This window comes from Bacterioplanoides pacificum, assembly GCF_042648445.1.
Lineage (GTDB): Bacteria > Pseudomonadota > Gammaproteobacteria > Pseudomonadales > Oceanobacteraceae > Bacterioplanoides > Bacterioplanoides pacificum.
Genome location: NZ_JBHRYB010000001.1, coordinates 478,096 through 503,745, shown reverse-complemented (window position 1 = coordinate 503,745; position 25,650 = coordinate 478,096). Strand labels below are relative to the sequence as shown.

Annotated in this window: 23 protein-coding genes; 3 read left to right on the top strand and 20 right to left on the bottom strand. The window is 52.7% G+C overall.

Annotated features, from left to right (window positions below; translation table 11 throughout):
- Window positions 1-25: 25 nt before the first annotated feature.
- From hisS to ACFOMG_RS02245, 9 genes are all read right to left on the bottom strand, one after another.
- The gene (gene hisS / locus ACFOMG_RS02285; RefSeq protein WP_376864497.1) at window positions 26-1,306 is read right to left on the bottom strand and encodes a histidine--tRNA ligase; all 1,281 of its coding nucleotides are present in this window, start codon (window positions 1,304-1,306) and stop codon (window positions 26-28) included.
- A gap of 29 nt (window positions 1,307-1,335) precedes the next feature.
- The gene (gene ispG, locus ACFOMG_RS02280) at window positions 1,336-2,454 is read right to left on the bottom strand and encodes a flavodoxin-dependent (E)-4-hydroxy-3-methylbut-2-enyl-diphosphate synthase (protein WP_376864495.1); all 1,119 of its coding nucleotides are present in this window, start codon (window positions 2,452-2,454) and stop codon (window positions 1,336-1,338) included.
- Between the two features lie 3 nt (window positions 2,455-2,457).
- The gene (pilW, locus tag ACFOMG_RS02275; RefSeq protein WP_376864492.1) at window positions 2,458-3,264 is read right to left on the bottom strand and encodes a type IV pilus biogenesis/stability protein PilW; all 807 of its coding nucleotides are present in this window, start codon (window positions 3,262-3,264) and stop codon (window positions 2,458-2,460) included.
- The gene (gene rlmN / locus ACFOMG_RS02270) at window positions 3,264-4,403 is read right to left on the bottom strand and encodes a 23S rRNA (adenine(2503)-C(2))-methyltransferase RlmN (RefSeq protein ID WP_376864490.1); all 1,140 of its coding nucleotides are present in this window, start codon (window positions 4,401-4,403) and stop codon (window positions 3,264-3,266) included. Before rlmN ends, pilW begins: the two co-directional genes overlap by 1 nt.
- A 141-nt stretch (window positions 4,404-4,544) precedes the next feature.
- Window positions 4,545-4,970 (bottom strand): nucleoside-diphosphate kinase, encoded by a 426-nt coding sequence (ndk, locus tag ACFOMG_RS02265; protein ID WP_376864488.1) that lies wholly within the window; start codon window positions 4,968-4,970, stop codon window positions 4,545-4,547.
- 133 nt (window positions 4,971-5,103) lie between these two features.
- A complete protein-coding gene (locus tag ACFOMG_RS02260) occupies window positions 5,104-6,264 on the bottom strand; it encodes an IscS subfamily cysteine desulfurase (RefSeq protein ID WP_376864487.1) in 1,161 nt (386 codons plus the stop codon).
- An 89-nt stretch (window positions 6,265-6,353) separates the two neighbouring features.
- Window positions 6,354-6,845, bottom strand: a complete 492-nt coding sequence (iscR, locus tag ACFOMG_RS02255) for a Fe-S cluster assembly transcriptional regulator IscR (protein WP_376864486.1) — start codon at window positions 6,843-6,845, stop codon at window positions 6,354-6,356.
- Window positions 6,846-6,929: 84 nt separating this feature from the next.
- On the bottom strand, window positions 6,930-7,751 hold the full coding sequence (gene cysE, locus ACFOMG_RS02250) for a serine O-acetyltransferase (protein WP_376864484.1): 822 nt from the start codon (window positions 7,749-7,751) through the stop codon (window positions 6,930-6,932).
- Window positions 7,748-8,530 (bottom strand): RNA methyltransferase, encoded by a 783-nt coding sequence (locus tag ACFOMG_RS02245; protein WP_376864482.1) that lies wholly within the window; start codon window positions 8,528-8,530, stop codon window positions 7,748-7,750. Before ACFOMG_RS02245 ends, cysE begins: the two co-directional genes overlap by 4 nt.
- A 141-nt stretch (window positions 8,531-8,671) precedes the next feature.
- On the opposite strand from ACFOMG_RS02245, the gene ACFOMG_RS02240 reads away from it, so the two are divergent.
- A complete protein-coding gene (locus tag ACFOMG_RS02240; RefSeq protein ID WP_376864481.1) occupies window positions 8,672-9,445 on the top strand; it encodes an inositol monophosphatase family protein in 774 nt (257 codons plus the stop codon).
- A gap of 63 nt (window positions 9,446-9,508) precedes the next feature.
- Here the strand turns inward: ACFOMG_RS02240 and ACFOMG_RS02235 are convergent, their stop codons facing one another.
- Window positions 9,509-9,943: a cold shock domain-containing protein gene (locus ACFOMG_RS02235; RefSeq protein ID WP_376864480.1), complete on the bottom strand. Its 435-nt coding sequence runs from the start codon at window positions 9,941-9,943 to the stop codon at window positions 9,509-9,511.
- A 172-nt stretch (window positions 9,944-10,115) separates the two neighbouring features.
- Here ACFOMG_RS02235 and ACFOMG_RS02230 point away from each other — a divergent pair, with 172 nt between their 5' ends.
- A complete protein-coding gene (locus ACFOMG_RS02230) occupies window positions 10,116-10,355 on the top strand; it encodes a SlyX family protein (RefSeq protein WP_376864479.1) in 240 nt (79 codons plus the stop codon).
- Between the two features lie 15 nt (window positions 10,356-10,370).
- Here the strand turns inward: ACFOMG_RS02230 and ACFOMG_RS02225 are convergent, their stop codons facing one another.
- Genes ACFOMG_RS02225 through ACFOMG_RS02215 form a run of 3 tightly spaced genes read right to left on the bottom strand, consistent with a single transcriptional unit; the run spans window position 10,371 to window position 13,911 of the window.
- The gene (locus ACFOMG_RS02225; RefSeq protein ID WP_376864478.1) at window positions 10,371-12,218 is read right to left on the bottom strand and encodes a Gldg family protein; all 1,848 of its coding nucleotides are present in this window, start codon (window positions 12,216-12,218) and stop codon (window positions 10,371-10,373) included.
- A 10-nt stretch (window positions 12,219-12,228) separates the two neighbouring features.
- On the bottom strand, window positions 12,229-12,960 hold the full coding sequence (locus tag ACFOMG_RS02220) for an ABC transporter permease subunit (RefSeq protein WP_376864477.1): 732 nt from the start codon (window positions 12,958-12,960) through the stop codon (window positions 12,229-12,231).
- 9 nt (window positions 12,961-12,969) lie between these two features.
- Window positions 12,970-13,911, bottom strand: a complete 942-nt coding sequence (locus tag ACFOMG_RS02215; RefSeq protein ID WP_376864476.1) for an ABC transporter ATP-binding protein — start codon at window positions 13,909-13,911, stop codon at window positions 12,970-12,972.
- Between the two features lie 280 nt (window positions 13,912-14,191).
- Here ACFOMG_RS02215 and plsB point away from each other — a divergent pair, with 280 nt between their 5' ends.
- Complete coding sequence (gene plsB / locus ACFOMG_RS02210; protein WP_376864475.1) at window positions 14,192-16,681, top strand: glycerol-3-phosphate 1-O-acyltransferase PlsB; 2,490 nt, start codon at window positions 14,192-14,194, stop codon at window positions 16,679-16,681.
- A gap of 61 nt (window positions 16,682-16,742) precedes the next feature.
- Here plsB and ACFOMG_RS02205 read toward each other — a convergent pair whose 3' ends face one another.
- From ACFOMG_RS02205 to ACFOMG_RS02175, 7 genes are all read right to left on the bottom strand, one after another.
- A complete protein-coding gene (locus ACFOMG_RS02205) occupies window positions 16,743-17,528 on the bottom strand; it encodes a class I SAM-dependent methyltransferase (protein ID WP_376864474.1) in 786 nt (261 codons plus the stop codon).
- Between the two features lies 1 nt (window position 17,529).
- Entirely contained in the window at window positions 17,530-18,327 is a 798-nt protein-coding gene (locus ACFOMG_RS02200; RefSeq protein WP_376864472.1) for an undecaprenyl-diphosphate phosphatase, read from the bottom strand.
- 26 nt (window positions 18,328-18,353) lie between these two features.
- Entirely contained in the window at window positions 18,354-19,067 is a 714-nt protein-coding gene (gene tsaB, locus ACFOMG_RS02195; protein WP_376864470.1) for a tRNA (adenosine(37)-N6)-threonylcarbamoyltransferase complex dimerization subunit type 1 TsaB, read from the bottom strand.
- A gap of 100 nt (window positions 19,068-19,167) precedes the next feature.
- Window positions 19,168-20,085: a hypothetical protein gene (locus tag ACFOMG_RS02190; protein WP_376864468.1), complete on the bottom strand. Its 918-nt coding sequence runs from the start codon at window positions 20,083-20,085 to the stop codon at window positions 19,168-19,170.
- A 581-nt stretch (window positions 20,086-20,666) separates the two neighbouring features.
- Window positions 20,667-21,317 (bottom strand): adenylate kinase, encoded by a 651-nt coding sequence (gene adk / locus ACFOMG_RS02185; RefSeq protein WP_376864467.1) that lies wholly within the window; start codon window positions 21,315-21,317, stop codon window positions 20,667-20,669.
- Window positions 21,318-21,547: 230 nt separating this feature from the next.
- Window positions 21,548-24,181 carry a phosphoenolpyruvate carboxylase gene (ppc, locus tag ACFOMG_RS02180; RefSeq protein ID WP_376864466.1) on the bottom strand — a complete coding sequence of 878 codons (2,634 nt, stop codon included), beginning with the start codon at window positions 24,179-24,181 and terminating at the stop codon, window positions 21,548-21,550.
- A gap of 155 nt (window positions 24,182-24,336) precedes the next feature.
- A complete protein-coding gene (locus ACFOMG_RS02175; RefSeq protein ID WP_376864464.1) occupies window positions 24,337-25,557 on the bottom strand; it encodes an argininosuccinate synthase in 1,221 nt (406 codons plus the stop codon).
- Window positions 25,558-25,650: the final 93 nt, after the last annotated feature.

Sequence of the window (25,650 nt, the reverse complement as noted above, 5' to 3'; positions counted from 1 at the left end):
ACCCGTTGTTATTCGGTATTGTTATTCAGTTAATGTGCTCAGCGATCCAGCCGGCAACGTCTGCCTGTGCCAGAGTTTGCTGTTCCAGCTCACCGGTCAGATCTTTGACCGTCGCCTGTTGCTGGGCAATTTCATTTTCTCCCAGCAAAATGGCAAAACGAGCCCCACTTTTATCGGCTTTTTTCATCTGGCTCTTAAAGCTGCCACCACCACAATGGCTTTGTACACGCAACCAGTCATGCTGGTCGCGGATCTGGTCAGACAATAACAGCGCGGCTTTGTCTGCACCGTCACCCAGCGCACAGACATACACATCCAGGGTATTCAGAACCGCCTCTGGTACCAGTTCCAGAGTGTCTAACATCAGGATTAAACGTTCAACGCCCATGGCAAAACCAACCGCCGGTGTGGCTTTACCGCCGAGCTGCTCTACCAGGCCATCGTAACGACCACCGGCACACACGGTACCCTGAGCACCGAGCTTATCGGTTACCCATTCGAAAACGGTTTTGCAGTAATAATCCAGACCACGTACCAGGCGCTGATTAATTTCGTATTTCACCCCGGCGGCATCAAGAATTCCGCGCAATGTGTCGAAGTGCTCACGGCTTTCGTCATCAAGGTGGTCGTGCAGCTTAGGAGCGTCCACCAGCAATGCCTGAGTCTGCTCATTTTTACTGTCGAGGATACGCAACGGGTTGGACTCAAGACGACGCAGGCTGTCTTCATCAAGCTGATCTTTACGCTCAGATAAATAGGCCACCAGCGCCTCTTTATACGCCGCACGTGCTTCGTTGCTGCCCAGCGTGTTCAGTTGCAGCGTTACCGCATCCTGTAATCCCAGCATTTTCCATAAACGAGCAGTCAGCAAAATGACTTCAGCGTCGATATCGGCCGTGGCAATCCCAAAGGTTTCCACACCAATCTGATGAAACTGACGGTAACGACCTTTTTGCGGCCGTTCGTGGCGGAACATAGGTCCCATGTACCACAGGCGCTGAGTCTGGTTGTACAACAAGCCGTGTTCTTCACAGGCACGTACACAACTGGCCGTACCTTCCGGGCGCAGCGTCAGGCTGTCGCCGTTACGATCGTCGAAGGTGTACATTTCTTTTTCAACGATGTCGGTTACTTCACCAATGGAGCGCTTGAACAGGTTGGTTTGTTCAACCACCGGCATACGGATTTCACCGTAGCCGTAAGATGCCAGCAGCTCTTTGACGGTGCTTTCCAGATATTGCCATACCGGTGTTTCGTTTGGCTTGATATCGTTCATGCCACGAATGGCCTGAATTTTTTTACTCATAATTCTGTCTTTTTTATCTCTTCAGCGACTCAGGCGTCGCTGGCAATCAATTCGTTACGTTGTTTTTCAATATCTTCGGCGCGCTGACGGATCAGTTTTTCCAGATCGTCCACCAGGTTGTCGTTGCTCAGCTTCTGGGCTGGCTTACCGTCGATATACACCAGGTTTGGCTGGCCTCCGGCAAGACCAACGTCGGTTTCTTTCGCTTCGCCCGGGCCATTAACCACACAACCAATCACAGAAACGTCCATCGACGTACGGATGTCTTCGACCCGCATTTCTAATTCGTTCATGGTTTTAATCACGTCAAAGTTCTGCCGTGAACAGCTAGGACAGGCAATAAAATTAATCCCCCGGGAGCGCAGTTTCAGTGATTTCAGCATATCCCAGCCGACCTTCACTTCTTCCACCGGATCCGCAGCCAATGATACCCGGATGGTGTCACCAATGCCTTCCCACAATAACAACCCCAGGCCTATGGAGGATTTAACCGTACCACCGCGCAAACCACCGGCTTCGGTAATACCTAAATGCAATGGCTGATCAATTTGTGCCGCAATTTTTTTGTAGGCTGCAACCGTCATAAAAATATCGGAAGCTTTCAGGCTCAGCTTGTAGTCCTGAAAATCCAGCCGGTCGAGAATATCGATATGACGCATGGCGGATTCCACCAGCGCATCCGGTGTGGGTTCACCGTATTTTTTCTGCAGATCTTTTTCCAGCGATCCGGCATTCACACCGATACGGATCGGAATATTACGTTCACGCGCCGCATCCACCACCGCGCGTACCCGGTCTTCACGACCGATATTGCCCGGGTTAATACGCAGGCAATCGACGCCCAGCTCGGCCACACGTAACGCGATGCGATAATCAAAGTGAATATCCGATACCAGCGGCACCGACACTTGACGGCGGATTTCACCAAACGCTTCCGCCGCCTCCATGGTTGGCACCGACACCCTGACGATATCCGCACCGGCATCCTGAGCGCGCATGATCTGCGCTACTGTGGCATCGATATCGGTGGTTTCGGTATTGGTCATGGTCTGGATAGCAATCGGAGCGCCACCCCCGACCGGAACATTGCCCACCATAATCTGACGGGTTTTGCGTCGTTTAATCGGGTTTTCGAATAAAGCACTCATGAGTTAACGCCCTGCTGCGGAATCTGACAGCGATTGCTGATACAGCTTATATTCGCGAGAGTCCGGAAAATGTTGCTTCAGTTGCGTCGCCAGCTCAACCGTATGACGGGTATCCTGGCTGATGGTCGCCAGTTTGATCCCCAGCCACAAGCTGTGGGCACTGTGGCGGGTTTGCTCACGGCTGACCAGACGCTCAAAACGATCAAAATATTTCTGCGACTCAGCGTATTGCTGCGCCTCGAACAATAAGGTGGAAATATTCACCAGCGCATCAACGTTATACGGCGTGATCCGCAACGCTTCGCGATAGGACTGAATCGCCTGTTCCGTAGCGCCGCTGCGGTAATAGCTCATCGCCAGATCGGCATAAGCATTAGCGCGGTTCTCATAATACGGATCGGTCGCGGCCTCATTGAGCACTTCCTGAGCCTCCTCAAACCGGCTGGTCTGCAGATACAAACGGCCCAGGTGATGTTTCGCCAGGGTAAAATCACCGTCCAGCGAAATCGCCTTGCTGAATGCTTCTTCCGCCAGCTCGGCTTCGCCTTCGCTCTGCCACAATAACCCCATGGCATCGTTAGCCGGTGCGTAATCATCGTCGATGCTCAGTGCTTTACGTAAACGCTGGCGCGCCAGATCGTTACGCCCCTGGCGCAGATACCCCAACCCCAGCTGGGTGTAGTTTTCCACGGCTTTTTCCGCCGATGCTTTTTTGTTGAACGGCGTTTCCACCACAGTGACACAGGCGCTCAGTAACAAAGCAGCGATCAGAGTCAGGGTACGAAATGCCAGACGGCTTCCTTTCAGCATTAATGACGTGCCTCAGATTGATTATCAGAATCGTCCAGTTGTACCGCATTAATGTACTTCGCGCTACGCCGGGTCCGGTCCTCCACCTTGCCCACCAGCTGGCCACAGGCCGCGTCGATATCATCGCCGCGGGTGCTGCGGATGGTCACGATATGACCGGCATTAATCAGATGATCGCGGAAACGATAGGTGCGGTTATTACTCGGTCGTTTATAACCGGAATTAGGAAACGGGTTAAACGGAATCAGGTTGATTTTACAGGGCACCTGTTTCATCAGCTGAGCCAGTTGTTCGGCGTGTTCCAGCTCATCGTTCACGCCGTCGATCAGGGTGTATTCAATGGTGGCTTTACGCCGGTCCGGCAGACCGGAAAGGTAACGGTTAACGGATTCCAGCAGGGTTTTGATCGGGTATTTTTTGTTCAGCGGTACCAGCTGGTTACGCAATTCGTCATTCGGGGCGTGTAATGAAATCGCCAGCGACACATCCGTCACCGTGGCCAGTTTATCAATCATTGGCACCACGCCTGAGGTGCTGAGGGTTACCCGGCGTTTTGATAACCCATAGGCGTTGTCTTCCATCATCAGCGCCATGGCATCCACCACATTATCAAAGTTCAGTAACGGTTCGCCCATCCCCATCATCACCACATTGGTGATTTTACGCTCACGGCGTTCACCCGGCTCATGGAATGCCATCGCCGCAACATATACCTGACCAATGATTTCGGCAGCGGACAGATCGCGGTTAAAGCCCTGTTTACCGGTGGAGCAGAAAGAACAATCGAGGGAACAACCAATCTGAGAACTGACGCATAAGGTGCCACGCTCTTTTTCCGGGATGTATACGGTTTCAACCGAACTGCCACCCGCCATACGCATCACCCACTTACGGGTGCCGTCTTTGGAGGTTTTATCGTAAATCACCTCAGGCAGGCTGATTTCACTGACTTCCGCCAGCTTTGCGCGCAGACCTTTACTCATATTGGTCATCTTGCCGAAATCGGCTTCACCGTATTGATGAATCCACTTCAACATCTGCTGGGCGCGGAATTTCTTTTCCCCGAGATCGGCAAAAAATGCTTCCATCTTTGCGGGGGACAGGCCTAATAAATTGATTTTTTCAGCAGTTTCAGACATCGGACAGATTACCTGGGTTGAGCGTGTGAATCAGAAGCATCCCGGCTCATGGGTATCTCCCTGCGTAAAGCAGACAAAGAGCCGGTCAGGCTCTTTGTGGGACTGGGGCCGCTTTCCGGCCCCGACACATTAATCCGCAGATTAACGTGGGCAGATTTCGTCTGCTGCGAAGAAGTAGTCGATTTCACGCGCTGCAGATTCTGCAGAGTCAGAACCGTGTACTGCGTTCGCATCAATGCTTTGCGCGAAATCAGCACGGATAGTGCCGGCTTCGGCTTCCTGTGGGTTAGTCGCACCCATCAGTTCACGGTTTTTAGCGATGGCGTTTTCACCTTCCAGAACCTGTACAACAACAGGGCCAGAGGTCATGAAACCAACCAGATCTTTGAAGAAAGGACGCTCAGCGTGCTCAGCGTAGAAACCGCCAGCTTTTTCGTCGTCCAGTTGCAGCATTTTAGCAGCAACGATTTGCAGGCCTGCTTTCTCGAAACGAGACAGGATTTCGCCGATAACGTTTTTGCCAACTGCGTCTGGTTTAACGATAGACAGAGTGCGTTCTACAGCCATTTTAAGCTCCCAATATAATCAGATTGTTTGTGAATTAGTGTTTACTGAAAATAAAACCCGCGGATTATACGCAGCTTTTAATGAAAGTTGTACGCGTATTCAGCCGTAAACACGTAAATTTATGTCCGTCGGGTCAGCTGCCACGTAACAGCGTGACCACCCGGGTCACTTCAGCGATGGCTGCCTCGATTTCAGCCGCACTGGTAAACCGGCCAACCGAGAAACGCAGCCCGGCATGAGCCAGCTCATCACTGCGGCCGATGGCCTTCAACACATAAGACGGTTCAACACTGGCCGAGGTACAGGCCGAGCCGGATGACACCGCCACTTTAGCCAGTGACGCCAGCAGAATTTCGCCATCGACAGCGTCAAAACTGACGTTCAGGTGGCCACAACTGCGCTGCTGTAAATCACCGTTCAGATAGACACCGCCGATCGCCTCCAGGCCGCGCCACAGCGTATCGCGCAATTGCCGGATACGTTGTTCATCGGCCGCCATTTCTGCCGCAGCGATACGCGCCGCTTCACCAAACCCCACCAGCTGATGGGTGGGCAAGGTACCGGAACGCATACCGCGTTCATGGCCGCCACCATGCATCTGAGCCACCAGCTTCACCTGGGGTTCGCGGCGTACAAATAACGCACCAACACCTTTCGGACCGTACATTTTATGCGCCGATACAGATAACAAATCGACCCCCAGCTGACGTACATCCAGTGGCATTTTGGCCACCGCCTGGGCTGCATCAACATGCAACAGTGCCGGATGAGAAGTCAGCAAGGCGGCAATTGCAGCAATATCCGTCACCGTACCAATCTCGTTATTCACCGCCATCAGCGACACCAGACAAGTCTCCGGCGTCAGCGCCGCTTCCACTTGCGCCACCGTGATCAGGCCATCAGCATCCGGCGTCAGATACGTGACACGCACCCCCTGTTGCTCCAGATAGGCCGCCGTATCAAGAATGGCTTTATGTTCGATGGCCGAGGTGATGATGTGCAGCGGCTGCCCAGGCTGTTGCTGCTGGCGGTACTCCACCACCCCTTTCAGCGCCAGGTTATTGCTTTCGGTGGCACCGGAGGTCCAGACAATTTCACGCGGGTCGGCGTTCAGTAAGTCAGCCAGCTGACGCCGGGCCGTTTCCACCGCCTGCTCGGCCTGCCAGCCAAAGCGGTGCGAGCGTGACGCCGGGTTGGCAAAATTGCCATCCAGAGTCAGACACTGGGCCATCTGCTCAGCAACCCGGGGGTCTACCGGAGTGGTGGCGGCGTAATCGAGGTAAATGGGGGTCATGAGCGGGCCTGCAAAATACTGAAAAGTTGATCTGAGGCGCCCATTGTCAACAGCCGGCCCGACAGGTCAAGTACGGGCCGTTATGCCGATCAGGCAAGCGCCTGTTCATTGGCGGTGGTCAGAATGGTATCGATGCGGCTTCTGGCATCTTCATCCTGGCGGTCGGCAATCTGGCGCACTTCCTCACGCTGCAGCAAACCTTTGAGAGTAATACCGGCAAGAAAGTCGTGAATCTGATCGCTGAGATCCATCCACAGATGATGGGTCAGGCATTCAACACCGTTCTGACAATCCCCCTGGCGGTTACAACGGGTAGCATCCATGGATTCGTTGACGGCATCGATGATTTCCGCCACATGAATTTCATCATCGCCACGACTCAGGCGATAACCACCACCGGGGCCACGTACGCTGGCCACCAGCCCATTGCGACGCAGTTTGGCGAACAGCTGCTCGAGATAAGACAGGGAAATTCCCTGACGACCGGAAATATCATTCAGACTCACCGGACCGGTTTTCGCATGAATCGCCAGATCCAGCATAGCCGTTACCGCATAGCGGCCTTTGGTTGTTAAGCGCATAAGCCATCTCCACACATTTCAGAGTGGCATTATGCGTATACCCGACTATTTCAGTCAACTATATTCGCGACCCGAGCGTTCGCTTCAGGAGGGTTTATCGTCGTCCGGCATCACCTGGTTGCCATAGGCCTGCTGCAACTCCTGAACCGACTCGGTCAGACTGACAAAAGTCTCTTTTTCCAGCTCCGGCAGAGCTTCATCGCAGGAACGATCACCCAGGTCGTGCAGTGCTTTGCACATGGTATCGATTTTCCGGTCCACCGCGTGCATATGATCCATCATGTTATAAATAGAACGGGCAATCGGGTCCGGCATTTCATCCGCCATACCATAAGCATCAAAACCGATTTTTTCCGCCATCGCCCGCCGCCGGTCATCCTGCTCCGTGGTCGTTTTACGCACGATACGGCCGGGAATCCCCACCACAGTCACACCATCCGGCACCTCTTTGGTCACCACCGCATTCGAACCGATACGGGCATTATCACCAACGACAATCGGCCCCAGTACCTTAGCACCGGCACCCACCACCACACCGTCTTTTAACGTTGGATGGCGCTTGCCTTTATTCCAGCTGGTGCCGCCCAGCGTGACGCCGTGGTACAGGGTGCAGTCATCACCAATTTCGGCGGTTTCACCAATCACCACCCCCATACCGTGGTCGATAAAAAAGCGTCGGCCAATGGTTGCGCCCGGATGAATCTCGATACCGGTCATCCAGCGGCTGAAGGTCGATAAAAACCGCGCCAGCCACTTAAAGCTGCGCCGCCACAACCAGTTCGCCAGGCGGTAATGAATAATCGCATGCAGGCCGGGGTAAGTGGTGACTACCTCAAAGGTATTGCGCGCCGCCGGGTCGCGTTCAAATACACAGGCGACGTCTTCGCGAATGTGTCTGATACTCAAACTGAGTCTCCGTTGTGGTCAGCATCCTGAGATGCCTGTAAAGCTTTAGTCTGGCGTTGTACCGCCGCCAGCATACCGCGCAGGATGTTGATCTCCATCTTATCCATCCCTGCACGCTGATATAATCGTCGCACCCTGGACATCAGCTGCTTGGGTGTATTGGGGTCAAGGAAGCCGATATCAACCATTGTCTGTTCCATATGCTGCAACATGCCGTTCAATTCCTCATGGCTGGCAAGCGGATAATCCCATGCCACACCCCAGCTCGCGTCCTGTTCTGCACCGTCGTCAGCCAGAGAGGCCAGCCGCATTTCGTAACTTAACACCTGCACCGCCTGCGACACATTCAGCGACGAAAAGTTCTCTTCGGTGGGAATATGCACATGGGCGTGACACAGGTGTAATTCTTCATTCGTCAGGCCACTGGATTCACGCCCAAAGACCAGCGCCACCTGATTATCATGAGCGGCCACCTGTGACACCCGTGCAGCACACTGACGCGGCGTCATCAGCGGCCAGGGAATATGACGACTGCGGGCACTGGTACCCACCACCAGACCACAACCGGCAATCGCCTGCTCCAGCGTCTGGGTAATACGGGCGTTATGCAGAATTTCCTCCGCCCGGGAGGAGCGCTGAATCGCCTCTTCATTGATATCGGCTTTCGGGTCCACCAGCACCAGCCGGCTCAGCCCCATATTCTTCATCGCTCTGGCAGCCGCTCCGATATTGCCGGAGTGTGTGGTGTTCACCATAACGATCTGAATATTGTCGAGCATAAGCCGGGCGTGTCTCTTGTTGGCAGTGTAACCGCAGCCGATCAGGAAAATCGGCCGTTTGAAAGTGCGCAGTGTAGCGCAAAACCCCCGGCCAGTGATATAATTGGCGGTTCCCCTGTTCTTTAAGAGATAGCAATTCCTATGCAGCCAATGGTTAAGCTGGCACTGCGCGCTGCGCGTAATGCAGGCCAGGATTTAGTTCGTCGTCTGGATCGATTCGATGCGTACCAAAGTACGGATCAGGAGAAAGCCAAATTTATTGCAGACTGCACCATCGGTCTGGAGAAAAGCATTATCTTTGAGCTGAAGAAATCACTGCCGGATCATAATTTTCACGGCCGTGAAACCGGCGATAACATCAGTGACGAAAAACAGCCAACCTGGCAGATCTGCGTCATCGATGATATCTCCAACTTCCGCGTAGGAATTCCGTCTTTTGCCATCATCATCAGCTGCCTGCAAAACGGTAAAATTGAACACGCCATTATGGTCAACCCAATCAATGGTGATGAGTTCACAGCCTCCCGTGGCCGTGGTACCCAGCTGAACAACCGCCGTATCCGCTGTGGCAATACCAACTCCCTGGAAGACAGCATCGTTGGCTATACCCAACCACTGAGCTTTAACGAAGAAGCCCTCGACCAGCGTCAGCGTCTGCAAAGCCTGATGGCCAAAAGCTACGATCTGCGCAACATCGGCTCCAACGCCCTGTCACTGGGCTATGTCGCTGCCGATCGGTTCCAGGGCGCATTACTGAGCAACATCGATGAGTTTGCTCTGGCTGCCGGCACCCTGATTGCTTCCGAAGCCGGTTGTCTGCTGGCGGATGTTAACGGCGCACCACAGCCCAAACCAGGCTCCCATATCGTGGTCAGCAACCCACGTTTATTAAAAGCTCTGGTGGCACTGAAATAAGCCAAAGGGGAATACAAAAAAGGCCGCAGATGCGGCCTTTTTTGTGGTCAGCAGAATGTCTGCTCAGCGAATCGCAGAAACGTCTTCCGCCTGCGGTCCTTTCTGACCACGTACCACAGCAAATTTTACGCGCTGCCCTTCGGTTAACGAACGGTGACCCTGGCCACGGATTGAACGGAAATGCACGAACACATCCTCGCCTTCATCCCAGGTAATAAAGCCAAAGCCTTTTTTCACGTTAAACCACTTCACGACGCCACGCTCGCGGCCATCTTCAACATCATTTTCCACCACGGTACCGCTACCACGATAACGACGACGACGCGCCGGAACCAGTTGTGCAGATACCAGACTGATAACAAAACCAGCAATCGCCAGCGCCAGCAGCAGGCCGGTTTGCGCCTTAAATACGTCCGGGAAGATAACCAGCATCAGGCCTGGCAGAACAGCAGCAGAAACCAATGCCACAATAATTTTACGAATTAGCACTTTACCCATGTTTTCTCTCATATCTATCGTTATTATCGTTAATTCCGGTCAGCGCTGTTATCCACTGGAAACCTGAGTGCTGCCATCACGGCAGAAAGCCGACCGCTTGGTAATATAACAAGTCGGCTATGAAAGCCCAATTCATTAAAAAAATCAATACGATAGAACCAGGTGTCAAAAAGTGCCGAACAATGAAAATACTGCGCCAGAGCAGCAGGAACGCATCAACGAACTGGAGAGCCGGCTGGCTTTTCTGGAAAACACCGTCGACGACCTGAACAGTGAACTGGCCGAGCTGAGTCAGCAATTCACACTGGCCAAACGAGCGATGCAGATGATGCATCAGAAACTGGAGCAAATGGGGGGCGATCAGGCCGGCATCAAAAATCCGGCCGATGAAACACCCCCGCCACATTATTAAATTAACAATAAACGCTTACAGCTGCTGACGGCGACGCAACAGCAGAGCCAGCAGCCAGCTGAACAAAGTCAGTAGCAGCGGTAAAATAAAAATATTCAGCACCTTCAGCTGACTGCCCAGCGCTTCAATATCTTTATCCAGCTCGTGTTGCACCGCTCGCAGCTCTTTGCGGATTTCCACTTTCTGGCGCTGGAAATTTTCCAGCGCAGCCTGCTGCTCATCCGACAACGTCAGCACACTGTCTTCTGCGTCTTTTTGTTGCTGCAGCTCGGCCAGCTGGCGTTCGGTTTCCTGCAGACGTTGTTGCAGGCGCTGCTCACTGGCCAGAAAACGTTCCTCTGCTGCCCGCTGCAACGCCTCAACTTTCGAGAACGGCCGCGCATACTGACCGCGGGCACGCAGATCAATCAGATCCGGGCTGCCAGCCAGCTGATCGGTCAGATTGATCAGTAAGTTGCCGTTATCGGCCCACGGTGAGGCAATACGCTGACCAAAAAAGTTCTGTACCTGAACCCATAATCGGTCGGTTAACAGGTCGGTATCCGCCACCAGTGTGACCGCCAGCTGTTTGGTTGCAGCACGATGGTCATCAACTTTTTTACCATTTACACCTTCCGGAAAGGCCGTTGACGCGCTACCCGATACCCTGACGCCCAGATTATAGTGTTCGCCACTGGCAACAAAACCACGCTGCAACGCCACCAGATCCGGATTGATACGCAAGCGGTTGGCATCCGTCAGCTGTGCATCCGCGGAGGAAAATAACCAGGGTTTCACCTCGCTCTGAGCATCCTCTGCCGCCAGCCAGTGGCCGGCACTGGCCAGGTTGATACTCTCCAGCTGGGCGGTCACCACACTGTTATTCTCAGCATCATCCTGGCCCAGAGATAACAACGCAAAGTGGCGCAACGGCGGGCGGTTGCGTCCCTGATTAACCACCAGCGCATTGGCGGCATCCAGCACCACCTGATCTGCATCCCACTGCACACCCCAGCTTTTCAGCAACGGATTTAGCGATGTCGCCGAAGCCGGATCAGCCATCGCCATCGGAGACGCCGTGGCACTTTCAGCCAACGGATCGAGGAACGCCAGCACCCGGCCACCACGCAATGCAAACTGATCAATGGCATACAACGCCTGATCACTCAGCGCCGGCGGCTGAATCAGCATCAATACATCAACATCGGCCTCAATGGTTTCCAGCTCTGCGCTCAGAGAGCGGACTTCATACTGACGATCAAGCTGTTCAATCGCCATCCAGGCCGGCGTTGGCTGACCGCTTTGCGGGTTAAAACCGCCACGCACATCCAGGCCACTGAGCAAACCAATCACCGGTGCACGACTTTGCTGTAGCTGATAGATCAACTGGGTAACGTCGTACTCCAGAAACGCTTCTTTATCGGGCTGCAGAAACGGTAATACCGCCACGTCCCTCTCACCTTCTTCGGTCAGTTGTTTTACCGCCAGACCAAAATACAGCTCATCACCAAAACCCGACACCGGCACGGCCTGCAGGCCCAGCTCGGTAGCCAGGTCTTCCTGCTCCGAAAACGGTTCCGGGTCGATAACCTGCAACGACAACATATCGTTGGAGTGCAGTACATATTCGTTCAGCAATTCCTCTACCTGAGTGGCATAGGCGCGTAAACGGGTCAGATCTTTACTGGCTTGCTGAGAAAAAAACAGCTGAATTTCCAGCGGCTGTTTCATCTCTGCCAGGATTTTTCGACTGCCGTCAGACAGGGTATACAAACCCTGCTCGGTTAAATCCAGCCGCGCCCGGCTACCCAGCTGATTAATCAGCACCACGGACAATAAAAAGATCGCCAGCAATGCCAGCAGAGATAACGATTTCAATTTCACAGCGACCTCCTTATTGTGCTTTTTTAACGCTGAGAATCTGCACGGTAGCCATTAGCCAGACCACCATACTAAGGATAAAAAACAACACATCCCGCAGGTCAATGACACCGCGCGACAACGCGTCAAAGTGACTCATAAAACTCAGACCGGCGACAAAATCCAGCACCGCTGCTGAACCCCAGCCACGAAATACATCCAGCACCATTGGCAAACCGGTTACCAGCAACAGAAAACACACCACCACGGCCAGAATAAATGCCACAATCTGATTACGGCTTAACGCTGACATACAGGAACCGACGGCCAGAAAAGCTCCGGCCATCAGCCAGCTACCGAGATACCCGGCAGCAATAACACCATTATCCGGCTGCCCCAGATAATTGACCGTCAGCCATAATGGAAAGGTAAACAACAAGGCAATACCGGCAAACAACCAGGCCGCCAGGAATTTCCCTAACACCGCCTGCCATAACGTCAGCGGTAACGTCATTAATAATTCAATGGTGCCGAGCTGACGTTCCTGCGACCATAAATTCATCGCCACGGCAGGCATAAAAAATAAATACAGCCAGGGATGAAAATTAAAAAAGGGTAATAAGTCGGCTTGCCCACGACCATAAAAATCGCCGAGATAAAAAGTAAAGGTTGCCGCCATCATCAGAAAAATCAGAATAAACACATAAGCCACCGGTGTTGAAAAATACGCCGACAACTCACGCTTGCAGATAATCCAGCTGTTCATACCACCTCCTTAACACTGCGCCACTGACTGACTAACCTGAGTTAACGACCGGAATACATCATCCAGTCGCCCACGTTCTATATGTACCGATTCAACCGGCCAGCGATGTTGCTCGATCAGCGCGCTGACATCCGGATACAGAGTTTCCCCCGGCTGAGGAATGATTAAATATTCCCTTCCCTGCTGCAGCTCATCCACTTCCTGCACCCGCGCCAGAGCCGCAAATGCAGCCGCCCCGTCAGCCACAGGCTCACGGAAGCGTATCGACAGCGCCTGGTGATAGCGTGAACGCGCTTCCAGTTCCGCCGGCGTGCCATCAATAACTTTTTGTCCGGCGGCAATAATCATCGCCCGGGAACAAACGGCACTGACTTCTTCCAGAATATGGGTTGAAACAATGACAATTTTATCCGCCGCCAGGTCACGGATCAGATCCCGCACCTGCTGTTTCTGATTCGGGTCCAGACCATCGGTAGGCTCATCCAGAATCAGAACCTGCGGATCGTGAATCAGCGTCTGGGCCAGCCCGACCCGCCGCTTATAGCCCTTCGATAAGGTATTCACCGCCTGCCCCAGTACCTCAGTCAATCCGGTTTTATCCACCACCTGAGCCACCCGCTGTTTTTGTTGCGCTGCGCGAAAGCCACGCACTTCGGCAATAAAACGTAAAAACGCCAGTACCGTCATATCGCCATAAGCCGGTGCGCCCTCCGGCAAATACCCCATGCAGCGTTTGGCGGCCAGTGGCTGTCGGCTGATATCATGGCCAAACACCTCAACCGTACCGGAAGTTGGCGGCAGAAAACCGGTGATCATTTTCATGGTGGTGGATTTACCCGCACCGTTTGGCCCGAGAAAGCCCAGGACTTCACCCGGGGCCACGTCAAAAGACAACTGATTAACGGCGGTAAAATCGCCAAATTGTTTTGTAAGTTGTTGTACCTTAATCATCTTCCACTCCGTGACGACAATGCTTGTCAGAGTAAGCGCGCTAATGTCTACCATATTCCGCCAATTTGTTGAGCCTGATTGACACTTTTCGACATTTTTTCAGTTTTTTATGAGCAGATAGAGCGACCCGGCAACCGCTGTACAACATAAGCATGATCAAACGCACAATGGCAGTCGTTAACCCGGCTAAAACGTTTTAACCCTGCGGCGAGAGAGGTAAACTAGCGGCTTTCCGGTACTCCGCCGGAATAACCTCTAAGTGTCATCACGAGAATTTTTTATGCAGTTGTTTACCTCACTGCGCCGCGCTCTGTTCCGCTGGCAACAGAAGCTGATGTATGGCGTTGTAAAAACTCACATTATTGGCCCGGATATCAACGAGTTCGATATCGATCCGGACAAACCGATTGTTTACGCCTTATGGGGCCCTTCCCGTGCCGAACAGTTACTGATCGACCGCGAGGTCGAAGCTTTTGGCTGGCCCAGCCCTCACGAAGACAAACTGTCAGGACGCACCCCCGGCAGTCCGTTTTTTCACCTGTACAAACGCACCGGTATTTTCCGCCGCAAAGGATCACCCTCGGTCGCCAAATCTCTGGTAGCCCAGGCCGAGTGGCTGACCGAAGATGAGCAACGTGACATCCAGGTGGTACCGGTGCGGGTATTCTGGGGACGGGCACCCGATAAAGAAGGTTCGTTCCTGCGTATCTGGCTGCAGAACAGCGGCACTCTTGGTGGCCGTTTAGTCACCCTGATGGCGATTCTGCTGAACGGCCGTAATACCTTTATGCACTTCAGTAAACCTATGTCGCTACGCGATCTGCACGAAGCCGACAAAACACCGGAAATGCTGGCCAGAAAAGTGGCGCGTATTTTACGCGTACACAATCGTCAGGTGTCGGTTTCGGTGCTGGGGCCGGATTTATCACACCGCCGCACACTGGTGCATAAAATTCCACGCAAACCACTGGTGTTAAAAGCCATTGAAGAAGAAGTGGAACAGAAAGGAGTTTCCAAGGCCAAGGCACGTCAGCGGGCGCTGAAATACGCCGATGAAATCGCGTCCAATATCTCTTACACCAATGTGCGCTTTCTCGACCTGGTCCTGACCTGGGTATGGAACAAGATTTATAACGGCGTCAATCTGCACAATATCGAGCACCTGAAAGAAATCAGCAAAGATAACGAAATTATTTATGTGCCCTGCCACCGCAGCCACATCGATTACCTGCTGTTATCTTACGTGCTCTACCACGAAGGCCTGCAACTGCCACAGATTGCCGCCGGTATTAACCTGAACATGCCTGTAGTCGGCCCGATTCTGCGTCGTGGTGGCGCCTTTTTTATGCGCCGCACCTTCCGTGATAACAAACTGTATGCCACCGTCTTTGACGAATACCTGCATTCTATTTTCACTCAGGGTTACGCCACCGAATATTTTGTCGAAGGTGGCCGCAGCCGTACCGGCCGTACCCTGACGCCAAAAGCCGGAATGCTGGCCATGACCCTGCGCAGTTATCTGCGCGATTCGAAAAAGCCGATCATCTTTATGCCGGTTTATACCGGCTACGAAAAAGTATTCGAAGCCGGTAGTTACCTGGGTGAGTTACGCGGCAAGAAAAAGAAAAAAGAAAGCCTGCTGGGTGTATTAGGCACGCTGCGTTCGTTTAAAAACTCTTTTGGTAAAGTTCACGTTACCTTTGGTAAACCGATTTACCTGACCGAGTTTCTGAATAACGAACGTCCGGACTGGCGCGAGCAGGATTATCAGGAATGTGATTTCCGCCCGGACTGGGCACCGGATGTGGTGAATAAACTGGCCCTGAATGTGGTCACGGAAATCAACCGCGCCACCTCAGTCAACCCGATCAACCTGATGGCTCTGAGTATTTTGTCCGCCCCGCGTCAGGCGATGGACGAACATACCCTGATTCGCCAGATGGAATCCTATCACAATTTATTACAACAAAACCCCTACAGTGATATTACCGCACTGCCTCAGGGCGGTGGTGCTGAGTGGCTGGCCCACGCTGAGGAACTGGGGGTTATTTCGCGCAGTAAACACCCGATGGGAGATCTGATTCAGACCGACGATCGTCAGGCCGTTACTCTGACTTATTACCGCAATAACGTCTTACACCTGTTTGCGTTACCGTCTCTGATTGCCTGTTTATTTGTTAATAACCAGCGTTATCGCCGCGATGAAGTGCAACAACGCATTGAACAGATGTATTCCTTCCTGCAGGCTGAATTATTCCTGCACTGGCAGGCCGATGAATTGCCGGCTCAGGTTGATCGCTGGCTGGATGCTCTGGTCGCCAAAGGTTATCTGTTTGAAAATGATCAGGGCTTCCACGCAACGCCGGCTGCCAGTAACGAGTTCGCCATGTTACGTGGCCTGGCAGATAACGTGATGCAGACTCTGGAACGTTATTTCCTGACACTCAGCCTGCTGATCCGCCGCGGTTCAGGCTCACTGAATGCCAAAGAAGCGGAGGAGCAAAGCACCCTGCTGGCACAACGCATCAGTCTGCTGTATGGCATTAACGCACCGGAGTTCTTCGATAAAACGCTGTTCCGCACCCTGATTCAGCATTTACAGGGACAACAGCTGCTGACCAGCGGCGATGATGACTCTCTGCATTATGGTGATCAGCTGACGGGCCTGGCGCAATCACTGGAAGCGATTCTCGATGGCTCGTTACGTCAGAGCATTCTGCGCAGCCTGGAAGTGGATCTGGAACAACAACCCGACTCGGAGCAACACTGAGTCCGGATAAAAAAAGCCCCCCGTATCAGAATGATCACGGGGGCTTTGCAATCAGAGGCTGCTATTCTGCCGGCGCCGCCACCTTGGCGTTCACATAAATATCGAAACGGTTGGCTTTTCCCGTCAGTGAATAGGTCGGGGGCTGATCTGCCAGCGGCCGGGCCTTACGTGCACGCTTAACCACCACCCGGCAACGGGCACAAGCCAGCGCCCGCTGTAATAAATCATCGGCGTCATCATCCTGACCAACCACCTCACGAAACGCCTGCATATCTTTTTTAACCTGCGCCCTGGCTTTTTCATCGTGCTCAAACATCGGGTCCAGATAAACCACATCCGCGGTAAAGCGCTGCGGTTGCAGTAAGTCGTGACCCGATCCATGATGCAACTCGATTCGCTGAATGATGTCGTGGCATTCATCATCCTGCAGCCCACGTTCCAGACCATCCTGGAACAAAGCAGCAATCACCGGCTGACGCTCAAAAGCCGTCACCCGGCAGCCGAGCGACGCCAGTACAAAACTGTCACGCCCCAGACCCGCAGTCGCATCAATCACTGTTGGCTTATAGGCCGAAATGCCAATCGCTCTGGCAATATCCTGGCCCTGACCACCGCCGAATTTACGCCGGTGCGCCACGGCTCCGGAAACAAAATCCACCTGCACCTGCAGCCGCTTTTTACCTGGCCGGGCTGCGCCCTGTTGCAGGCTGAGTCCGCTGTCATCCAGGCATAAATGAAAACCGGGCTGCTGCAGCAGAGCTTCGTCACTTAACTGCAAAGCAAACTCAGCAGCCAGCGCCTCGGCACGAGCTGATAACTGTGGTTGTAGACACACCAGTGATTTCATATCAGATAAAAAATGCCACTAACACCAGGCCCAGCACTAAGCGATAAATAACAAACGGCAACATGCCGATTTTATTAATAAAGGCGAGAAAATAATAAATGCACACCCAAGCACTGAGTGCCGACAACAAAACGCCCAGCGCCAGTGATTGCCAGTCGACCGGTAACACAGAATCCATCAGCTCCAGAGTTTTTAACCCACCCGCGGCCAGTATTAACGGAATAGACAACAAAAAAGAAAAACGTGCCGCTTCAACCCGGTGCAACCCGACCAGTAATGCAGCAGTAATAGTAATCCCTGAACGTGAAGTACCGGGAATCAGCGCCAGTGCCTGTGCCAGGCCGATCACCAGTGCCATCAACAGTGTCATATGTACCAGGCTAACGCCGTCTTTGCGGCTTTTGTCCGCAAACCCCAGCAATAATCCAAACCCGATCGTAGTGGCTGCAATCACAGCGGTGGAACGCAAATTCGCCTCGATCCAGTCATTCAGCAATAATCCCGCCAGACCGGCCGGAATGGTTGCCACCACAACATACCAGGCCAGCCTGGCCTCAGTGTTAGGCGTACGGCTGAAACCTGTGGTCAGCCAGTTTTGCGTCAGCACCACAATATCGCGCCGGAAATACACCATCACCGCCAATAAGGTACCCACATGAACCGCAACATCAAACGCCAATCCCTGATCATCCCAGCCGAATAAGCGCGACGGCAGAATCAGATGTGCCGAACTGGAGATGGGTAAAAATTCGGTCAGCCCCTGCAATAAGGCCAGTACAATGATTTCAATCAGATCCACAGTTATTCCCTGACAGGCGAAAGCCCTTAACGTTTTAATAAACTCGGTTGTTCATTCAGCTTTTTCCAGGCCACTGAGTCGCGCAGATACACCGGAGCGTGTTGTTCTTCATTACCAAATGCCTGTTGTTGCCAGGCATGATGTACCAGTGGTGCCATCGCTTCGGTTTGCAGCGGAATATCCGGGTAACAGTTGTCACGCCCGGCCAACGCCGCAAATGCTTCCAGCTGCAGCCCATCACCGGCAATTATGCCGTCAAAGTCCTGCAACTGTTGCAAACATAACGGCGGCGCTCCGACCCGCTCATCATTGATTGCTAGCGCCAGTCGCTGCTCGTTCAGCTGGAACATACCCCAGAATACCTCACCCATATGAGCGTCGGTCACCACCGCAATCCGACTGCCGGGCAACAGCCGGCCATTTTGTTGCGCCAGCTGCTGGGCAATGGCCTGTAACGAGGAAACACCAAACACAGGTAACGCTAACGCCAGGGCAATACCCTGCATAACCGACGCCGCTATACGGATACCGGTAAAAGAGCCCGGCCCACGACCATAAGCAATGCCGTCGAGCGCAGTTTTGTCGACCCCCGCCTGTTGTAACGCTTCATCGACCATAGGTAATAAACGCTGTGCATGACGACGAGGTTGTTGCTCGCATAAATGAACGTCGCCGTTTGCGGTTAACAGTGAAACCGAGCACAGCGATGAGGAAGCATCGAGAATTAACAGGTTGGCCATAATCACCCCTTTAAAAAAGCGGCGGCAGTATACCATAGCCCAACGACAGGGAACGCTACCGGACAGACACAAAAAAGCCCGGCGAACCGGGCTTTTTTGATTATTTAGCAGCCTTTGGCGGGCGGCCACGACGCTTAGGTGCTGCGTCTTTTGCTGCTGCCGGAGCGGCGGCTTTTGGCGGACGACCACGACGCTTAGGAGCAGCGTCTTTTGCTGTTGCCGGAGCAGCGGCTTTTGGCGGACGACCACGACGCTTAGGTGCTGCGTCTTTTGCTGCTGCCGGAGCAGCGGCTTTTGGCGGACGACCACGACGCTTAGGTGCTGCGTCTTTTGCTGCTGCCGGTGCTGCCGCTTTTGGCGGACGACCACGACGCTTTGGTGCACCGTCTTTTGCCGCTGCTGTTTTTGCTTTCGCCGGACGACCTGGCTTAGCTTTTGGTTCTGCGGCTTTTGCTGCAGCCTGAGCTTTGGCTTTCAGCTTTTTCGCTGCTGCTTTGGCTTTGGCTTCTTCTTTCTTAGCACGTGCTTTTACTTTAACAGCATCCTGCTTAGCACGGGTTTTACGCCACTTGGCTTCAAATGCGGCAACGGCTTTTGCCAGATCGGCATCGGCTTTGCCTGTCAGTTGCTCTTCAAAAGCGGCGACTGCTGCTTTAGCGGCTGCTGCTGCTTCTTCCGCTTTCGCTTCAATCTCAGCAACTTTCAGTGCGGTTTTAGCGTCACGCAGAGCTGCTTTCGCTGCCTGCAGTTTTTCTTTTTCCGTTTTTACTTTCGCATTAGCCGTCGTGGCTGCACGCTTACTTGCTGCTGTTGCTTTAAGCGCAGCTGCTTTAACTTTGGCCGCTGCTGCTTTTTTCTCAGCTGCTTCCACTTTGGTTTGTTGAGCAGCAACTGCATTGGTTGCTTTCTCTACCGCTTTCACTGCAGCAGCAACAGCTTTTGGTAAAGCTGGTGCTTCTGCTTTTTTAGCGGCCGGCTTACGCCCGCGTTTTGCAGGAGCTTTCTTTGGTCGTGCCATGACTAGTCCTCGATTTATTTTTGCCTGATCAGAAACCGTAGTAGGTACAATTAAAACTGTACAATAACTATTCGATGCAATAATAGTATTTTTGTTTTAAAAAACCAAAAAATATTGGTCATTAATAGCAAATTTTGCCGTTATTGGGCCAAATATAATGCAATTACTTGATTCGGGACGGTGCTATTCCGTCATAACGCGCTTTTGAACGGCATTATTATCCATGCTGCGTTTAAATCAGCGCGCGGTTAAAAAATTGAGCTGTCATAAAATCCACCACTAAGATTACGACTGTTTTTTATAATCTCAGCAGCAGAAACAGAAGCAAACAGGCGATTATATGGCGAAATAAAATATGACCAGGCGGCTTTTCTGCGCGACTTAATCACGAATGAAATAAACCGTTATTAACAATTTTATGGTGCTGGCTTCAGCTGTTATCCGCAGAGATAAGTCATTATTTATCAGCACGTTAGCGAACATCTAAATCGCCAGGGAAACAACATCGCGGGGACACAGAAGGAATATTATCGGCCGGGCACAAAAAAAGGGCCCGCAGGCCCCTTTCAAATAATTCCGTTTCAGCTCAGTGCTGTCATCACCGATGCGGTGATCTGCTCCAGTGAGCCCACACCCGGAACATGGCTGTATTTTGGCGCTGCACCACCTTTAGCCTGCAGATCTTTGTAGAAGCTGACCAGCGGCGCCGTTTGCTCGTGATAGATAGCCAGGCGCTTGCGGATCGTTTCTTCCTGATCATCGTCACGCTGAATCAGCTCTTCACCGGTTTCATCGTCTTTACCATCCACTTTAGGTGGGTTGTAAACGACGTGATAAACGCGACCGGAACCCGGATGAACACGACGACCACCTAAACGCTTCACGATTTCTTCGTCTGCAACGTCAATTTCCAGCACATGATCAATTTCCACGCCTGAGTCCAGCAATGCCTGCGCCTGTGGAATGGTGCGCGGGAAACCATCAAACAGGAAACCGTTGCCACAGTCGTCCTGCTGAATACGCTCTTTTACCAGATCAATAATGATGTCATCGGATACCAGACCACCGGTTTCCATGATTTCTTTTACTTTCAGACCCAGTTCACTGCCTGCTTTTACTGCAGCACGCAGCATATCGCCGGTAGAAATCTGAGGAATATCAAACTTTTCACAAATGAACTGGGCCTGTGTACCTTTACCGGCACCTGGCGCACCCAACAGAATTACGCGCATGCGCAAACTCCTTACTGGTTATTTAAAAACGGTGGCTACCGGGCTAATTTGGTTATTCTTTAGCCAGTAGCGGAGAAAAATTGGCCTAACCTTACCGCCAGCAAGGCCCTCGCTCAAGTCATTGTCGAAAAAAAGCCGGGAAAGTACCGCTCGACTTTGGTAGTTATACCAAGTCAAATCCGGCACCTCCCGGCTCTATTAGTCGATAGTGACACCACAATAACGGCGTATCAGCCGGTATTTCGCATCCCGGCGGCAATCCCGGCCATCGTCACCTTTAATGCCCGCTCAACCTGCTCGCTGCTGCTGTCAGCGGCTAACCGGTTGCGATGCAATAACTCCGCCTGCAGGTAATGCAGCGGGTCGGTATACGGATTACGCACACTCATGGAATGTTCCAGCAGTGGGTTATCCTGTAATAACGTCTGTTGTTCTTTAATCTGCAGTACCCGTTCACGCATATCAGCCAGACGACTGCGTAACGTGCTGCCCAGCGGCTGCAGTTCTGCCTCGACCAGACGCCGTTCATAATATTCCGCCAGCTCAGCATCGGCTTTGTACACCACCATTTCCAGCATATCGATATAGGTGCGGAAAAATGGCCATTGCTGATACATTTGCTGAATCAAAGCTAACTGACCAGCGTCGATATGCCGTTTTAATGCTTCGTCAGCTCCAAGCCAGGCCGGCAGCATTAAACGCATCTGAGTCCAGGCAAAAATCCAAGGAATCGCACGTAATGTTTCGATACCGCCGCCACTTTTTCGCCGGGCTGGCCGGCTGCCTAATGACAAACTGCCAAGTTCCTGTTCCGGCGTTGCGGCGCGGAAATAACGCACAAAATCCGTCGTATCACGCACCATATGGCGATACGAATCTACCCCGGCCGCAGCCAGTGATTGCATAATTTCGCGCCATTGTGGTTTAGCCGCTTCCGGTGGCAATAAATTCGCCTCCAGCACCGAGGACACATATATCTTCAGGTTTTTCAGCGCAATTTCCGGCATGCCGAATTTAAAGCGGATCATCTCGCCCTGTTCCGTTACCCGTAACCCGCCGGCAACCGAACCCGGTGGTTGCGCCAGAATTGCGCTGTGTGCCGGACCACCACCACGGCCAACCGTTCCGCCACGGCCATGGAATAAACGCAGCCGGATATTATTGTCTTTAGCAACCCGCGACAGACTTTCCTGCGCCCGGTATTGCGCCCAGACCGCCGCCAGCTGACCAGCATCCTTGGACGAATCCGAATAACCAATCATCACCTGCTGATGGCCCTGACAATACTGCTGATACCAGTCCACGGCCCAGAGGCTCGCCATACGCTGCGACGACTGTTCCAGATCATCAAGGGTTTCAAACAAGGGCACAATCGGCAGGTGATCACGTACTTCACAGGCCTGTAATAACAACGCCACGGCAAGAATATCGGAGGGCTCACTGGCCATCGAAATGATGTAACACGACACCCCTTCGCCAACGTCAGAAGCAATCACCTTCATGGTATCCAGCACTTCCCGGACTTCGTCATCCGGTTGCCAGCGGGTCGGAATTAACGGTCGTTTTGAAGCCAGTTCTTTTAATAAAAACTGTTGTTTTGTGGCTTCATCCCAAGCGTGATAATCACCCCAGCCGTAATAATCACAAATTGCCTGTATCACATTGGCGTGGCGGGTTGATTCCTGACGCACATCCAGCCGCACCAGAGAAGTCCCGAAACAGGCAAGCCGGCGCAGAGTATCGAGTAATAAGCCATTGGCAACGGTATCCAGGCCACATTCATTAAGGCTGTTGTAACACAACATCAGCGGCTGAAATAATTCCTCAGCAGTACGGATCGGAGTTAACTGACTGTCGCGCCCTTTGGCCTTTTCGGCGGCCCATTTTCGGGTGGCTTCCAGTTTATCGCGTAATTCATGTATACAGGCGCGATACGGTTCGTGCACCGGATATTGTTGTTTTAATGCCACGGACGCAGCCGACATCGATAACTGGGTTCCCAGTTCTTCGATATCACGCAGATATAAATCCGCCGCCATCCAGCGGGCCAGATATAAAACCTCCCGGGTCACCACGGACGTCACGTTAGGGTTGCCGTCACGGTCGCCGCCCATCCAGGAAGAAAACCGCACCGGTGCAGCCGTTAATGGCAGAGCGCTGCTGCCGCGCTGGCGTAATTCCTGATCCAGCTGGCGTAACAACGCCGGTACCGCCTGCCACAATGAATTTTCCACCACCGCAAAACCCCATTTGGCTTCATCGACTGCGGTTGGTCGCACCTGACGAATTTCGTCGGTTTGCCAGATTTCTTCCACCAGCGATGCAATCCGTTGCTCGAGCTGATCGAGTTGTGGGTGGCCATCACGCAGGTCATCACGCTGCTGTAATAACCGGGCAATGGTGTCGTATTTCTGAATCAGGGTACGGCGGGTTACTTCTGTTGGGTGAGCGGTTAATACCAGTTCGATATTAACGTCTGCCACCTGCTGGCTGAGATCCAGTCCCTCAGTCTCTTTTTGTTGCAGTTCATCCAGCAAATTATTAAATAACAGGTCAGCATCATCCTGCAGAAAATCACTGCGCCGCCAGCTGGCAGAATGTTGCTGCTCGGCGATATTGGCCAGGTTCAGGAACTGATTAAAACCGCGAACCACAGGCACCAGCGCATCATCCGGCATGGTTTTCAGCATGGCTAATAAACGATCACGATCCGCCTTATCACCGCTGCGGGCGGTTTTAGCCTGCTGACGGATATCTTCAATCCGTTGCAGCATCTCTTCGCCATGTTGCGAGGCAATGGTTTGCCCCAGCACATTACCTAACAAACGTACTTTATCGCGTAATAAACCATCCAGTTCGGACATATCAGCACTCCGTTGTGTAAGGACGTTCACATTCCCACCTGAGTTCGCGGGTGTCAACCACACACTGACGGTGTGGGTTGCCGACCGTTCGGTTACGCATAAAAAAACCGCCGCGGCGTGAACCGGGGCGGTTTTCTGCTTGCTAACCGGCCTGCTTATTTCAGCGGGCTGCGGCCTTTTTTCGCGGCAGTACGCAGACGCAGGGCGTTCAGTTTAATAAACCCTTCTGCATCTTTCTGATCGTAAGCACCGGCATCGTCTTCAAAGGTAGCAATGGCTTCGTCGAACAGCGAATCTTCAGACTGACGACCAACAACAATCACATTACCTTTATACAGCTTCAGACGAACTTCACCGTTAACCACTTTCTGAGTTTCGTCGATGGCAGCCTGTAACATCTGACGCTCCGGAGACCACCAGTAACCGTTGTAAATCAGGCTGGCGTATTTCGGCATCAGCTCATCTTTCAGGTGAGCGGCTTCGCGGTCGAGGGTAATAGACTCAATCGCGCGGTGTGCTTTCAGCAGCACAGTACCCGCCGGTGTTTCGTAACAACCACGGGCTTTCATGCCAACGTAGCGGTTTTCTACGATATCAACACGGCCAATACCATTCGCACCGGCCAGTTTATTCAGCTCTTCCATAATGGTGGCCGGTGATTTTTCCACACCGTCCAGCGCTACGGCATCACCGTTTTTAAAGGTAATGTTCAGGTAGGTTGCTTCATCCGGGGCATTTTCCGGCGATACAGACCACAGCCACATATCTTCTTCCGGCTCCGCCCATGGATCTTCGATCAGGTCACCTTCGTAGGAGATGTGCAACAGGTTGGCATCCATTGAATACGGAGACTTTTTACCCGCTTTGTTTTCAACTTTGATGTTGTGCTCATCACAATATGCCATCAGTTTTTCACGCGAGTTCAGATCCCACTCACGCCACGGCGCAATCACTTTAACGCCGGGTTTCAGTGCGTAAGCACCGAGTTCGAAACGCACCTGATCGTTACCTTTACCGGTTGCACCGTGAGCAATGGCATCGGCGCCGGTTTCATTGGCAATTTCGATCAGTCGTTTGGAAATCAGCGGACGGGCAATGGACGTACCCAGCAGGTATTCACCTTCGTAAATGGTGTTGGCACGGAACATCGGGAAAACGAAGTCACGGGCAAACTCTTCACGCAGGTCGTCGATATAAATCTCTTTAATACCCAGTGCTTCGGCTTTGGCGCGCGCTGGTTCAACTTCTTCACCCTGACCCAGGTCAGCGGTAAAGGTCACCACTTCACAGTTGTATTCAGTTTGCAGCCATTTGGCGATGACCGAGGTATCCAGACCACCGGAATAGGCCAACACCACTTTTTTGATGTCTGACATGGAATTCTCCAGGACGATTAGGCCCGGAATGCGAGACATACCGGGCAACAGAAAAATTTAGGGAGCATATTGTACTGGTTGTACTGTGCCACG

Bases quoted from the DNA above. Each gene is read 5' to 3' on its own strand.
- tsaB (WP_376864470.1), bottom strand. From the start codon at position 19,067: ATGGCCAACCTGTTAATTCTCGATGCTTCCTCATCGCTGTGCTCGGTT.
- ACFOMG_RS02235 (WP_376864480.1), bottom strand. From the start codon at position 9,943: ATGGGTAAAGTGCTAATTCGTAAAATTATTGTGGCATTGGTTTCTGCT.
- rlmN (WP_376864490.1), bottom strand. From the start codon at position 4,403: ATGTCTGAAACTGCTGAAAAAATCAATTTATTAGGCCTGTCCCCCGCA.
- pilW (WP_376864492.1), bottom strand. From the start codon at position 3,264: ATGCTGAAAGGAAGCCGTCTGGCATTTCGTACCCTGACTCTGATCGCT.
- ACFOMG_RS02245 (WP_376864482.1), bottom strand. From the start codon at position 8,530: ATGCTCGACAATATTCAGATCGTTATGGTGAACACCACACACTCCGGC.
- plsB (WP_376864475.1), top strand. From the start codon at position 14,192: ATGCAGTTGTTTACCTCACTGCGCCGCGCTCTGTTCCGCTGGCAACAG.
- ACFOMG_RS02240 (WP_376864481.1), top strand. From the start codon at position 8,672: ATGCAGCCAATGGTTAAGCTGGCACTGCGCGCTGCGCGTAATGCAGGC.
- adk (WP_376864467.1), bottom strand. From the start codon at position 21,317: ATGCGCGTAATTCTGTTGGGTGCGCCAGGTGCCGGTAAAGGTACACAG.
- iscR (WP_376864486.1), bottom strand. From the start codon at position 6,845: ATGCGCTTAACAACCAAAGGCCGCTATGCGGTAACGGCTATGCTGGAT.
- ACFOMG_RS02205 (WP_376864474.1), bottom strand. From the start codon at position 17,528: ATGAAATCACTGGTGTGTCTACAACCACAGTTATCAGCTCGTGCCGAG.
- ACFOMG_RS02215 (WP_376864476.1), bottom strand. From the start codon at position 13,911: ATGATTAAGGTACAACAACTTACAAAACAATTTGGCGATTTTACCGCC.
- ACFOMG_RS02220 (WP_376864477.1), bottom strand. From the start codon at position 12,960: ATGAACAGCTGGATTATCTGCAAGCGTGAGTTGTCGGCGTATTTTTCA.
- ispG (WP_376864495.1), bottom strand. From the start codon at position 2,454: ATGAGTGCTTTATTCGAAAACCCGATTAAACGACGCAAAACCCGTCAG.
- ndk (WP_376864488.1), bottom strand. From the start codon at position 4,970: ATGGCTGTAGAACGCACTCTGTCTATCGTTAAACCAGACGCAGTTGGC.
- ACFOMG_RS02260 (WP_376864487.1), bottom strand. From the start codon at position 6,264: ATGACCCCCATTTACCTCGATTACGCCGCCACCACTCCGGTAGACCCC.
- hisS (WP_376864497.1), bottom strand. From the start codon at position 1,306: ATGAGTAAAAAAATTCAGGCCATTCGTGGCATGAACGATATCAAGCCA.
- ACFOMG_RS02190 (WP_376864468.1), bottom strand. From the start codon at position 20,085: ATGGCACGACCAAAGAAAGCTCCTGCAAAACGCGGGCGTAAGCCGGCC.
- ppc (WP_376864466.1), bottom strand. From the start codon at position 24,181: ATGTCCGAACTGGATGGTTTATTACGCGATAAAGTACGTTTGTTAGGT.
- ACFOMG_RS02175 (WP_376864464.1), bottom strand. From the start codon at position 25,557: ATGTCAGACATCAAAAAAGTGGTGTTGGCCTATTCCGGTGGTCTGGAT.